This is a genomic window from Streptomyces sp. AM 4-1-1 (genome assembly GCF_029167625.1).
GTDB lineage: Bacteria > Actinomycetota > Actinomycetes > Streptomycetales > Streptomycetaceae > Streptomyces.
The window spans coordinates 1,727,834-1,739,911 of the sequence record NZ_CP119145.1 but is presented as its reverse complement, the minus strand read 5'-3'; the positions used below and the strand labels follow the sequence as shown (position 1 = coordinate 1,739,911).

The 12,078-nt window shown below is 70.1% G+C and carries 10 protein-coding genes; 6 read left to right on the top strand and 4 right to left on the bottom strand.

Annotation, left to right across the window (positions count from 1 at the left end; all coding sequences use genetic code 11):
- The first annotated feature begins 68 nt into the window (after nt 1-68).
- Together PZB75_RS07280 and PZB75_RS07275 are read left to right on the top strand one after the other, a co-directional pair.
- Nucleotides 69-530, top strand: a complete 462-nt coding sequence (locus PZB75_RS07280; protein ID WP_275534469.1) for a MerR family transcriptional regulator — start codon at nt 69-71, stop codon at nt 528-530.
- Nucleotides 530-1,576, top strand: coding sequence for an aldo/keto reductase (locus tag PZB75_RS07275; RefSeq protein WP_275534468.1), 1,047 nt, complete (start codon nt 530-532; stop codon nt 1,574-1,576). Before PZB75_RS07280 ends, PZB75_RS07275 begins: the two co-directional genes overlap by 1 nt.
- Before the next feature lie 422 nt (nt 1,577-1,998).
- On the opposite strand, the gene PZB75_RS07270 is transcribed toward PZB75_RS07275, so the two are convergent.
- The 3 genes from PZB75_RS07270 to PZB75_RS07260 all read right to left on the bottom strand — a co-directional run bounded on the left by PZB75_RS07270 (nt 1,999) and on the right by PZB75_RS07260 (nt 5,166).
- Nucleotides 1,999-2,928 carry a DUF4429 domain-containing protein gene (locus tag PZB75_RS07270; protein WP_275534467.1) on the bottom strand — a complete coding sequence of 310 codons (930 nt, stop codon included), beginning with the start codon at nt 2,926-2,928 and terminating at the stop codon, nt 1,999-2,001.
- 182 nt (nt 2,929-3,110) lie between these two features.
- On the bottom strand, nt 3,111-4,310 hold the full coding sequence (locus tag PZB75_RS07265) for an alpha/beta hydrolase (RefSeq protein WP_275534466.1): 1,200 nt from the start codon (nt 4,308-4,310) through the stop codon (nt 3,111-3,113).
- Between the two features lie 181 nt (nt 4,311-4,491).
- Nucleotides 4,492-5,166 (bottom strand): TetR family transcriptional regulator, encoded by a 675-nt coding sequence (locus PZB75_RS07260; RefSeq protein WP_275534465.1) that lies wholly within the window; start codon nt 5,164-5,166, stop codon nt 4,492-4,494.
- A gap of 122 nt (nt 5,167-5,288) precedes the next feature.
- Here PZB75_RS07260 and PZB75_RS07255 point away from each other — a divergent pair, with 122 nt between their 5' ends.
- Together PZB75_RS07255 and PZB75_RS07250 are read left to right on the top strand one after the other, a co-directional pair.
- Nucleotides 5,289-6,899: an MFS transporter gene (locus tag PZB75_RS07255; protein WP_275534464.1), complete on the top strand. Its 1,611-nt coding sequence runs from the start codon at nt 5,289-5,291 to the stop codon at nt 6,897-6,899.
- Nucleotides 6,900-7,073: 174 nt separating this feature from the next.
- The gene (locus tag PZB75_RS07250; protein WP_275534463.1) at nt 7,074-7,439 is read left to right on the top strand and encodes a peptidase inhibitor family I36 protein; all 366 of its coding nucleotides are present in this window, start codon (nt 7,074-7,076) and stop codon (nt 7,437-7,439) included.
- Between the two features lie 173 nt (nt 7,440-7,612).
- Here PZB75_RS07250 and aceE read toward each other — a convergent pair whose 3' ends face one another.
- Entirely contained in the window at nt 7,613-10,354 is a 2,742-nt protein-coding gene (aceE, locus tag PZB75_RS07245) for a pyruvate dehydrogenase (acetyl-transferring), homodimeric type (RefSeq protein ID WP_275534462.1), read from the bottom strand.
- Between the two features lie 465 nt (nt 10,355-10,819).
- Here aceE and PZB75_RS07240 point away from each other — a divergent pair, with 465 nt between their 5' ends.
- A complete protein-coding gene (locus PZB75_RS07240) occupies nt 10,820-11,257 on the top strand; it encodes a DUF3052 domain-containing protein (RefSeq protein ID WP_275534461.1) in 438 nt (145 codons plus the stop codon).
- A 213-nt stretch (nt 11,258-11,470) separates the two neighbouring features.
- Nucleotides 11,471-11,929 carry a peroxiredoxin gene (locus tag PZB75_RS07235; protein WP_275534460.1) on the top strand — a complete coding sequence of 153 codons (459 nt, stop codon included), beginning with the start codon at nt 11,471-11,473 and terminating at the stop codon, nt 11,927-11,929.
- Nucleotides 11,930-12,078 lie beyond the last annotated feature (149 nt).

Genomic DNA, 12,078 nt, shown 5'->3' with positions numbered 1-12,078 from the left:
CGCCGGGGAGGGCTCGCGATCGGCGCGGGCTTGCCTGGAGCGCACTCGAAGGTTCTAGCGTGGAGGACATGACGGTGATGGAGAGCACTTCCGTACGGACGGACGCCTGCGCGCCGGCCCCGAGGGCGCACCCGAGGCCGGACGGGCAGGACCGCTACACCATCAGCGAGGTCGTCGCCCTCACCGGGCTCACCGCCCACACCCTGCGGTGGTACGAGCGCATCGGGCTGGTGTCGGACGTCGACCGTTCGCACACCGGGCAGCGCCGGTTCACCAACCGCGACCTGGACTGGCTGGCGTTCATCGGCAAGCTGCGGCTCACCGGGATGCCGGTCGCCGACATGGTGAGGTACGCGGAACTGCTGCGCGAGGGCGAGCACACCTTCGAGGCCCGGCAGGAGCTGCTTGAGGCGACCCGCAGAGACGTGAGGTCACGGATCGCGGAACTCCAGGACACACTCGCCGTACTCGACTACAAGATCGAATTCTACGCGGACGCCCGTCGGGCGCCGGAAGGGTCCTGTGCGTGATGACTGACAACGAGACAGCCACCGACACCAACGCCGGCCGGGACCGGATCACCACCGTCGAACTGGGGGGCGGCGGCCCCCGGGTCGGCGTGCAGGGGCTCGGCTGCATGGGGATGAGCGAGTTCTACGGCACCACGGACGAGGCCGCCGCCCGGGACACCCTGGAGGCCGCGCTGGAGGTGGGCGTCACCCTCTTCGACACCGCCGACATCTACGGGCGCGGCGCCAACGAGGAGTTCCTGGCACCCTTCGTCGGCGCGCACCGCGACGAGATCACCCTCGCCACGAAGTTCGCCATCGAGCGGACCGACGACCCGGCCCACCGGGGGGTGCGCAACGACCCCGCGTACATCCGGCAGGCGATCGAGGCGAGCCTGCGCCGGCTGAACACCGAGGCGATCGACCTGTACTACATGCACCGCAGGGACCCCGCCGTCCCGCTGGCCGAGTCCGTCGGGGCGATGGCCGAGCTGGTCCAGCAGGGCAAGGTCAAGCAGCTCGGGCTGAGCGAGGTGACGGGCGCGGAGCTGCGGGAGGCGCACGCCGTGCACCCGATCGCCGCCCTCCAGTCCGAGTGGTCGCTCTTCAGCCGGGACGTGGAGCGCAGCTCGGTGGCCGCCGCCGTGGAGCTGGGCGTGACGCTGGTGCCGTACTCGCCGCTCGGGCGCGGCTTCCTGACCGGTGCCTTCGCGGACGCGGGCAAGGACCTGCCGGAGGGCGACTTCCGCAAGTTCCAGCCGCGGTTCACGGGCGACAACGCGAGGACGAACGCCGCCCTGCTGGAGCCCGTCCACAAGATCGCGGCGGCGCACGGCGCGACGGCCGCGCAGGTGGCCCTGGCCTGGGTCCACCAGCGCGCCCAGGTGTACGGACTGACGGTGGTGCCGATCCCGGGCACCCGCAAGCGCAGCCGACTGCTGGAGAACGTGGCCGCGACCCGGCTCGTCCTCTCGGCCGAGGAGCTGGCGCTGCTGGAGCCGATCGCGGACCGGGTTGCGGGCGACCGCTACCCGGACATGAGCAACACGGCGACGGCCCGCGAATAACACTCAGGGGCCGGTGGTCCGTGGGTGACGGCGCGCGGTGGGCTGCTCTGAGGGCGGCGGGGAAGTGGACATGGCCCGCTCAGGGTCAGGGCTGCCCCGTACTCCCTGGCGGGCGCGCGACGACAGCTACGGCACCTCGCGGCGTTGTCGGGACGTCCGCGTACATCCGGTATGCGGACGTCCCTCCGGCGCACCGCGTCCGACGCCGCGCGCCACTCCACCAGGGTGTACGGGACAGCCCTTGGGCAGTGCGGTGGCCCGGTGTCGTCATACCGGAGACCCGGGCCACCCCTACCGGGGTACGACCTGCCACGGCGGAACGGTGAGCAGGCCGTCGGCGCCCCCGTCTCGTCGAGCACCGGCACCGGCGCCGTGGCCGTGGCCGTCACAGCTCGGCGGGCAACGCCCCGCGGCCGTCGCCGTCACAGCTCGTCGAGCAACTGCGCCTTCTTCGCGGTGAACTCGGCGTCCGTCACGAGGCCCGCCTCGTACAGATCTCCCAGATGACGTATCCGCTCGGCGATCTCCGCCGGATCGCGGCGCCCGGCCCCGGCCGGGACGGCGGCGGCCACGAGGGACGCGGGCTGCGACACCCGTACGGCCTGCGGCACACGCACGGTCTGAGTGGTACGGACGGACTGCAGCACCGCCGCCGCGAACGGCAGCGATTCATGGACGGGCCCGTAGCCGAGGCCGAAGACCACGGCGGCCGGGTCCTGGTCCGCCTGGGCGAAGGCGCCTGGGCCCGCCGCGCCGAGGTGCGCCGGGTCCGTGCCCGGCCGCACCAGCCGCAGATGGCCGTTGAACACCTCGGGGGAGCGCCATTCGACCCCGCACAGCTCCGTCACCGGGAAGGTCTGGTCGCCGGCCTTCCACTTGGCACTGGAGGCGCCGGTCCGGGACCACCGGAAGGAGACCAGGCTGCCGTCGAACTCGGCCCTGCCGTCGTACGCCTTGAAGTGCATCGGTGCCTCGGGTGCCGCCACCAGGAACCGCTCGGCGGGGAACGCCGAACCGGGGCCGAGCGCGGCCCGCAGTTCGCCCGCGTAGTACTCGGCGAGCGGTTCGCGGGCGGCCGGCAGCACCAGCCGGTACGGGTCGCGGCTGTCGTCGAGCTGTCCGGCGGCTGCCTCCAGCAGTGGATCGGCACCTGGTCTCGGCACCGCGCGCAGCACCACCGTGCCCCGCTTGCCCGGGGTGAGCGTCACCGACGACAGCGCCGCGTGCGGAACACGGCGCTCACGCAGACTCTGGAAGAGTTTCGGTGCGCGGATACCCCGTTCGAAGCGGATGAGCACGGAGTCGGTGTCGAACTCCCAGGTGGCATGAATTCCGGCCAGCACATCACCCATGTGCCTCATCGTATGCGGCACTTCGCCACACGTCCCCCTTCACGGCCATCCGATTTCGCCGCAAGCCCGGCGTGATCCCGCCGCCGCGTCCGGGGCACGGTCCTTTTTCGGCCTCATCGGTGTCCCGCCGCAACTGCGCCGACACCCACGCGCGGAGGCCGCGATCGCGCCCGTCGGACGCCTTACGCGCCGGAGATCCCGCTGTGGCACGTCTCGTCCGAGCCCGCGCAGCTGACCGAGTCGTAGGCGCCGACGCCGATCGCCGCGAAGTTGCTGAGACTCTCCGTACCCGGCTCGAAGTAGCCGCTGTGACCGACCGCGCCGCCCGCCGACGCGATCCGGGAGCCGAAGGCCGGGTCCACCGGATCGGCACCGTGGCCGAGTCCCCCGACCTCCAGATGCGGCACGTCCTGAATCCAGTCGTCACGGTCGCGCATCGCCCAGACCCTGGCCCGGGTGCGCAGCTGCGCCGCGTTGTCCACCCGCATCCCGGGGCTGCCCGCCACCGCGATGTCGGCCACCCGGGAGGGCAGCCGGTGAGCGGCGACCCCGCACAGCACCGAGCCGTAGCTGTGGCAGAACAGCGAGACGGGCGCCTCGCCCGGCAGCGCGGCCAGCAAAGCGTTCAGCCGTACCGCCCCGTGCTTCGCGAGGTTCCCGAGCGCCGCGTCCATGCCGAGCCCGGCGGGCGCCGTGTAGTCGGCCCAGGCGATGACGGCGGTACGGGTCCCGGTGCGTGCGGCGCGCTCCGCCGCGTACAGCGACTGCCCCATGCCGACCGGCGCGCTGTACTTGCGCCCGCTCCGCTCCAGCGTCAGCAGATTGGTGTCGACCCCGGGGACGATCACCGAGATCCGGTCGGCCCGGTCCAGATCGCCGAAGACCTCGGCGGCCAGTCCCTTGCCCGACGGGTCGAACGCCAGGAACTGACGGTCCTCGGCGAGCATCGACCGGAAGCGGTTCATCCGCTGGAGCGCCTGGCCCTGCCCGTCGGGCGAGAGCCCGCTGTCGTGCGTCCTCAGCTGCTCCACCACCTGCGCCTGGGCCAGGGCCCGCCGGTTGGCGCGGTAGCGCAGGGTGACCGGGGCGCCGTTCATGTTGCCGACGACGAGCGGGTAGGCGTCGGCGAGCCGGTCGCTCTGGGCGGCGCTCAGCGTGGCGAAGAACCGCGCCAGCCGGGCCGGCGACGCGTCGGCATCCGGGAGCGCGTGGCCCGCTATGCGGCCCTTTGCCCAAGAGGCGAGGGCCATTTGGCGCGGACCCGCGGAGACCTGGTGGCGGACGGCGGTCCAGCCGGTGGTCGTCAGCATCACGAACACCACGGCCACGGCGAGCAGCGCTCGCCACGCGGTGATGGTGGGGGAGGAGTCGAAGGAAGTCACTGCGGCTCACCTTAGGAGACGGGCGGCGGCAGTCGTGGGAGGGGTGACGGACATCACCCACACTTGGAGGATTGAAATCGAATGTCTCACTCCGTGTGCGTAGCGCCCGCACCCACGGCGCGGCTCGCGTGCGGCCGGGCGGACGTGTGCGGGCCGGTCGTTCCAGTACGCGGGACAGCCCTCAGCGTTCGGCGGCGGACGACGGGGTGCGCCAGCCCTCGGTGAGCGCGGGGCCGAGGTGGTCCAGATAGATCTCGGTCAGCGCGCGCAGCGACTCCAGCTCCGTGTCGGGACCACGCCCCCAGAGCCGGCCGGCCACCCGCATCACTCCGCAGAACGCGGCTACGGCGACCCTCGGCCGGGGGTCCTGGGCCATGTCCAGCCGCTCGCGGTCGGCGATGAGCCGGGCGACCTCGTCCTCCAGCGCGCTGTTGCGCCGCAGATGGGCGGCGAGCAGTGACGGCGTCGACTCGATCATCCGGTACGCACGCATGTGGAGTTCGACCGGTACGACCTCCTCGATGGCGGTGCCGACGTCGTTCCAGGCGGAGAGGACCGCTCCGCGCAGCGCCTCGAAGGGTGCTTCCGCGGCCGGCCGACCGCGCAGCTCGGCGACGAAGCGCGACTCCACCATGTCCTGGAGGGCGAAGGCCGCCTCCTCCTTGTTGGCGAAGTAGCGGAAGAACGTGCGCTGGGACACCTCGACCGCGTCGGCGATTTCGTCAACCGTGGTCTCGTCGTACCCCTGAGTGGTGAAAAGATGGAGGGCGGTCCGGAGCAGGGCGTCCCGGGTGCGCTGTTTCTTGCGCTCGCGCAATCCCGCCGGGTGCCCGGCAGCCTTCTGCCCGCCTGTCACTTGCTGGTCCTCTTTTCTCCGCTTTGTCCGGCTTCCGGCTCAGCGTATCTGTGAGCCACGTGACAGTTACCGACCCGCGAAATCGTTTGTCAACTGTCAGCGACTGACATTAATCTCATCACATGACTAGTGAGACCACCGTCGAACAAGCGCCGCGGGAACCGGAAGACAGTCTCGTTTCCGCACCGGTCAAGGGGCTGCGCGGCCACCCCTGGCTGACGCTCTTCTCCGTGGCCATCGGCGTGATGATGGTCGCGCTCGACGGCACGATCGTCGCGATCGCCAACCCGGCGATCCAGCAGGACCTCGGGGCCTCGCTCTCCGACGTCCAGTGGATCACCAACGGCTACATGCTCGCCCTCGCGGTCTCCCTGATCACCGCGGGCAAGCTCGGTGACCGGTTCGGCCACCGCCAGACCTTCCTGATAGGCATCGCCGGGTTCGCGCTGGCGTCGGGGGCCATCGGGCTCTCCCACAGTGTGCTGCTCGTGATCGTGTTCCGGGTGCTCCAGGGTCTCTTCGGCGCCCTGCTGATGCCCGCCGCGCTCGGCCTGCTGCGCGCCACCTTCCCGGCCGAGAAGCTGAACATGGCGATCGGCATCTGGGGCATGGTGATCGGGGCCTCGACCGCCGGCGGCCCGATCCTCGGCGGGGTGCTCGTCGAGCACGTCAGCTGGCAGTCCGTCTTCTTCATCAACGTGCCGGTCGGCGTGATCGCGCTCGTGTTCGGTCTGCTGATCCTCAAGGACCACCGTGCGCTGAACGCGCCGCGCTCCTTCGACATCGGCGGCATCGTGCTGCTGTCGGGCGCCATGTTCTGCCTGATCTGGGCCCTCATCAAGGGCTCGGGCTGGGGCTGGGGCGACTCCAGGACGCTGCTCTTCCTCATCGGTTCCGTGGTCCTGTTCGCGGCCTTCGCCTTCCTCGAACTGAGGGTGCGCGAACCGCTGATCCCGCTCGCCATGTTCCGGTCCGTACCGCTCTCCGCGGGTGTGGTCCTGATGGTGCTGATGGCCTTCGCCTTCATGGGCGGGCTGTTCTTCGTCACCTTCTACCTCCAGAACGTGCACGGGATGAGCCCCGTCGACAGCGGTCTGCACCTGCTGCCGCTGACCGCGATGATGATCATCGCCTCGCCGGTCGCGGGCGGCCTCATCACCAAGTTCGGTCCCCGGGTCCCGCTCGTCGGCGGCATGGTCTGCACCGCGGTCGCCTGCTTCGGGATGTCCCAGCTGACCATCGGGACCGGCACCGTGACCCTCTCCATCTGGTTCGCGCTGCTCGGCCTCGGTCTCGCACCCGTCATGGTCGGTGCCACCGAGGTCATCGTCGGCAACGCCCCGATGGAGCTGTCCGGCGTCGCGGGCGGCCTCCAGCAGGCCGCCATGCAGGTCGGCGGCAGCCTCGGCACCGCGGTCCTCGGCGCGGTGATGGCCTCCCAGGTCGACGCGAAGCTCGCGGACAACTGGGTGGCCGCCAAGCTCCCGCCGCTGAGCGGCGCGCAGCTGGAACAGGCGAGTTCGGCCGTCAAGGTCGGCATGCCGCCGATCGCGCCCAACACCCCGCCGGAGATCGCGGCGAAGATCACGGGCGTCGCGCATGACACGTTCGTGTCGGGGATGAGCACCGCGTTCATCGTCGCGGGCGGGGTCGCCGTCGTCGCGGCGCTGTTCGCCACACTCACCAAGCGCGGTGAGAACGCCGAGGCCGGCGCGGGAGCCGGTCACATCTGACGCCGGAGCGCCACCGCGCGCCCGCGTCAACACAGCAAGGACGACAGCCCCGCCGGACGGTACCGGCGGGGCTGTCGCCTATCCGGGTGGTGTGCCCGGCACCCCCTTCCGGCGCCGCCGGCCGGCGGGTCAGGGTGCGGACGACCGATCCACACGACAACGGGGCTGATCCATATGCGTACGACCGTCCTCGCCGCCGCCCTGGCCGCGGCCGTCCTCCTGCCGTCCACCGCGACCGCCGCGGCGCCCACCACCCGGCTCGGCGACTGCGGGGCCGGGCAGCTCTGCCTCTGGGAGAAGCCGGACTTCACCGGCTCCCGGCGGGTCCACGAACTGTCCACCATCGACATCGAGAGCTGCGTACCGCTGCCCCCGGGCACCACCGCGCAGGCCCTCGCCAACCGCACCGGGCGCCCCGTCACCACGTACCAGTCGCAGAAGTGCGCCGAGACCGGTGAGTTCGAGACCTATCCGGGCGGCGGCACCTGGCTGCCGCGCTCGCCGTACCAGGTACGGGCCTTCAAGGTCTGGGAGAACTGAACCGGCGGACCCGGTTCACGCCCGCCGCTCGCCCGGCCGGGGAACGGCGGGGAACGGCGGGGAACGGCGAGGCGGGGCGAGGTGAGGCGGGGACGGCGAAGGGCGGTGGGGCCCGAAAACCCCACCGCCCGAACGGGTCACCGCCCGCCTCGTCCCTCAGGGAGCGCCGCGGGTCACGCGTCGCCGCCGGCCGGGCCCGGATCGGCCGACGCCACGCTCAGGAGCTGATAGCGGTCGATCGCCGTCTTCAGCGCCGAGCGGTCGACCTTGCCCTCCTTGGCCAGCTCGGTCAGGACCGCCAGCACGATCGACTGCGCGTCGATGTGGAAGAACCGCCGGGCCGCGCCACGGGTGTCGGCGAAACCGAAACCGTCCGCGCCCAGCGACTGGTAGGGACCGGGCACCCAGCGCGCGATCTGGTCCGGCACCGAACGCATCCAGTCGGAGACCGCCACGAACGGCCCCTGCGCGCCGGAGAGCTTCCGCGTCACGTACGGCACGCGCTGCTCCTCCTCCGGGTGCAGCAGATTGTGCCGCTCCACGTCGACGGCCTCACGGCGCAGCTCGTTCCAGGAGGTCGCCGACCAGACGTCCGCCTTCACGTTCCACTCGTCGGCGAGAATCCGCTGCGCCTCGACCGCCCACGGAACCGCCACGCCCGAGGCCATGATCTGGGCCGGGATCTCGCCCTTCTCGGCGCTCCGGTAGCGGTACACGCCCTTCAGGATGCCGTCGACGTCCACGTCGGCGGGCTCCGCCGGGTGCTGGATCGGCTCGTTGTAGACGGTGAGGTAGTAGAAGACGTCGGGGTCCTCGCCCGGGGCGGCGTGGCCGTACATCCGGCGCAGCCCGTCCTGCACGATGTGCGCGATCTCGAACCCGAAGGCCGGGTCGTAGGCGACGCAGGCCGGGTTCGACGAGGCGAGCAGCTGCGAGTGGCCGTCCGCGTGCTGAAGACCCTCGCCGGTCAGGGTCGTACGGCCGGCGGTCGCGCCCAGTACGAAGCCGCGCGACAGCTGGTCGGCCATCTGCCAGAACTGGTCACCGGTGCGCTGGAAACCGAACATCGAGTAGAAGACGTACACCGGGATCAGCGGTTCGCCGTGGGTCGCGTACGCCGAACCCGCCGCGATCAGCGACGCCGTGCAGCCCGCCTCGGAGATGCCGTCGTGCAGCATCTGCCCGGTCGGCGACTCCTTGTACGCGAGCAGCAGATCGCGGTCGACGGACTCGTACTGCTGACCGAGCGGGTTGTAGATCTTCGCGCTCGGGAAGAACGCGTCCATGCCGAAGGTGCGGTACTCGTCCGGCGCGATCAGCACGAAACGCTTACCGATCTCCTTGTCCCGCATGAGGTCCTTCAGGACGCGGACGAACGCCATGGTCGTGGCGATCGACTGCTGACCCGAACCCTTCTTCGCGGTCGCGTACACCTTGTCGTCAGGCAGTGACAGCGGCTTCGCGCGCACCACCCGGGTCGGCACATAGCCGTCCAGGCTCTTGCGGCGGTCGTGCATGTACTGGATCTCTTCGGAGTCACGACCCGGGTGGTAGTACGGCGGCCGGCCGTCCTCCAGCTCCTTGTCCGCGATCGGGATGTGCAGCCGGTCCCGGAAGCGCTTCAGGTCGTCGGCCGTGAGCTTCTTCATCTGGTGGGTGGCGTTGCGGCCCTCGAAGTTCGGCCCGAGCGTCCAGCCCTTGACCGTCTGCGCGAGGATCACCGTCGGCTGGCCCTTGTGCGCCTTGGCCGCCGCGTACGCCGCGTACACCTTCCGGTGGTCGTGACCGCCACGGCCCAGGTGCAGGATCTGCTCGTCGGAGAGGTCCTTCACCATGTCGCGCAGCCGCTGGTCGTCACCGAAGAAGTGCTCACGGATGTACGCGCCCGTCTCCGTCGCGTACGTCTGGAACTGCCCGTCCGGCGTGGTGTTCAGCTTGTTGACCAGGATGCCCGTGCGGTCCTGCGCCAGCAGCGGGTCCCAGGACCGGTCCCAGACCAGCTTGATGACGTTCCAGCCGGCGCCCCGGAACTGCGACTCCAGCTCCTGGATGATCTTGCCATTGCCGCGCACCGGCCCGTCGAGCCGCTGGAGGTTGCAGTTGACCACGAAGGTGAGGTTGTCGAGTCCCTCACGGGCGGCGATGGAGAGCTGGCCCAGCGACTCGGGCTCGTCCATCTCGCCGTCGCCCAGATAGGCCCAGACATGCGATTTGGAGGTGTCGGCGATGCCGCGCGCCTCCATGTAGCGGTTCATCCGCGCCTGGTAGATGGCACCCAGCGGGCCCAGCCCCATCGAGACGGTCGGGAACTCCCAGAAGTCCGGCATCGAGCGCGGGTGCGGATAGCTGGACAGCCCGTCCGGGGCCTTCGACTTCTCCTGACGGAAACCGTCGAGCTGCTTCTCGCTCAGCCGGTCGAGCAGGAACGCGCGGGCGTAGATACCGGGGGACGCGTGGCCCTGGAAGAAGACCTGGTCGCCGCCGTCGCCCGCGTCCTTGCCCCGGAAGAAGTGGTTGAAGCCCACGTCGTACAGCGAGGCGGAGGAGGCGAAGGTGGCGATGTGACCGCCGACACCGATGCCCGGACGCTGCGCGCGGGACACCATCACCGCGGCGTTCCAGCGGGTCGCGTTGAGGACCTTGCGCTCGACCTCCTCGTCGCCCGGGAAGAACGGCTCGTCCTTCGTGGCGATGGTGTTCACGTAGTCCGTGCTGCGCATCTCCGGCACGGCCACGCGCTTCTCGCGGGCCCGCTCGATGAGGCGGAGCATCAGATAACGGGCCCGGTCCCGGCCTCGCTCGTCGACGGCGGCGTCGAGAGAGTCGAGCCATTCCTGGGTCTCCTCGGGGTCGAAGTCCGGGACCTGGCTCGGAAGGCCGCCAATGATGATCGGGTTGCGATCTGCGGAAGCCACGCTGTTCCTTCGCTGTTCGGTGTTGCACTACGGGGCCTGGTCACGGGCAGGCACCCCCGGGACATGTGCTGGTGCGCCGACTCCATCGTGTACCGCAGGGCCGTAAACGTCATCTCTACCGAGAGGTAACCGCCGGGTTCGGCGGGAGTCCACGTCCTGGGTACGAGGACGGGCCGGGGCGAACCGCAACCATACGCCCGACCCGCCCAAACGTTCCCAAAAGCTGTTCGAATCCAACGGGAGGCGCGAAACGGCATAAGCTGAGGAGGGAAGTAGTGGGCGCGGACGTATCGCGGACCTGGTGGAGACGTCGGAAATCGCGGCGGCGTGGCACGAAACGTCACCGTTCAGGCGGTCTCGCACGCTGGGTACTTGCGCGATCCGCCGCTCCCGTGTGGACTACGGCCAATGCCCCGCGCACGCGCGTGGCTGAAGATTTTCCGAAACATGATCAGGAGGCACCCCGTGAGCGCGACCGCGGACCACGCGGAGGAACGGACCAACTCGGCCGCCCGGCTGGGGTTCGAACCCGGACAGGTGGTCCAGGAGATCGGCTACGACGACGACGTCGAGCAGGAGCTCCGTGAGGGCATTGAGGCCACTATCGGCCAGGAACTCGTCGACGAGGACTACGACGACGTCGCTGACGTCGTCCTGCTCTGGTTCCGCGACGAGGACGGCGACCTTACGGACGCGCTGGTGGATGCCATTGGTCTGATCGAGGACGGCGGAGCGGTCTGGCTGATGACGCCGAAGACGGGCCGCGAAGGATACGTCGAGCCGAGTGACATCAACGAGGCAGCGCAGACAGCCGGTCTCGCGCAGACCAAGAGCATCAGCGCGGGCAAGGACTGGACGGGCAGCCGTCTGGTCACCCCCAAGGGGGCCAAGGCCAAGCGCTGAACCGCTCGTCTCTCCATCCGGGGCCCCCGTCGGCGACAGCCGCCGGGGGCCTTCGTACGCGCCCGGCGGCACGCGTACCGGCCGCGTGGACCGGCGTACCGGCCGGCGGAAGCCCGGGACGGCTCGCTGATCCACTCCCTATCGCGGGACAGCCCTTAGGGTGGGGGTCACCCGGACGGACCAGCCCGGTGACGTAGCGAAGGGACGCGTTTCATGGCGATCGAGGTCGGTACCAAGGCCCCGGATTTCGAGCTCAAGGACAACCACGGGCGGAGCGTGAAGCTCTCCGACTTCCGCGGTGAGAAGAACGTCGTCCTGCTCTTCTACCCGTTCGCCTTCACCGGCGTCTGCACGGGCGAGCTCTGCGCGCTCCGCGACGAGCTGCCCGCGTTCGAGAACGACGACACCCAGCTGCTCGCCGTCTCCAACGACTCCATCCACACCCTGCGTGTCTTCGCCGAGCAGGAAGGTCTTGAGTACCCGCTGCTCTCGGACTTCTGGCCGCACGGCGAGACCTCGCGCGCCTACGGCGTCTTCGACGAGGAGAAGGGCTGCGCGGTGCGTGGCACCTTCATCATCGACAAGGAGGGCGTGGTCCGCTGGACCGTCGTGAACGGCCTGCCCGACGCACGTGACCTGAACGAGTACGTCAAGGCGCTCAGCGCGCTCTGACCGTCCCACCGCACCACGGTGATCCGACCGGTGATCCGACGGTGATCAGGTGGATCTGCGGCCGAACCCCGGCCAAAAGCCTGTTTTGGCCGGGAACCGGTCACTAGGCTCCACTCGTTGATCCGATGCCAACGCACAACGGGGGCGCT

What these genes read in the sequence shown, in the direction of transcription:
- PZB75_RS07280 (WP_275534469.1), top strand. Translation starts at nt 69, where the DNA reads ATGACGGTGATGGAGAGCACTTCCGTACGGACGGACGCCTGCGCGCCG.
- PZB75_RS07275 (WP_275534468.1), top strand. Translation starts at nt 530, where the DNA reads ATGACTGACAACGAGACAGCCACCGACACCAACGCCGGCCGGGACCGG.
- PZB75_RS07270 (WP_275534467.1), bottom strand. Translation starts at nt 2,928, where the DNA reads ATGGGTGATGTGCTGGCCGGAATTCATGCCACCTGGGAGTTCGACACC.
- PZB75_RS07255 (WP_275534464.1), top strand. Translation starts at nt 5,289, where the DNA reads ATGACTAGTGAGACCACCGTCGAACAAGCGCCGCGGGAACCGGAAGAC.
- PZB75_RS07250 (WP_275534463.1), top strand. Translation starts at nt 7,074, where the DNA reads ATGCGTACGACCGTCCTCGCCGCCGCCCTGGCCGCGGCCGTCCTCCTG.
- PZB75_RS07235 (WP_275534460.1), top strand. Translation starts at nt 11,471, where the DNA reads ATGGCGATCGAGGTCGGTACCAAGGCCCCGGATTTCGAGCTCAAGGAC.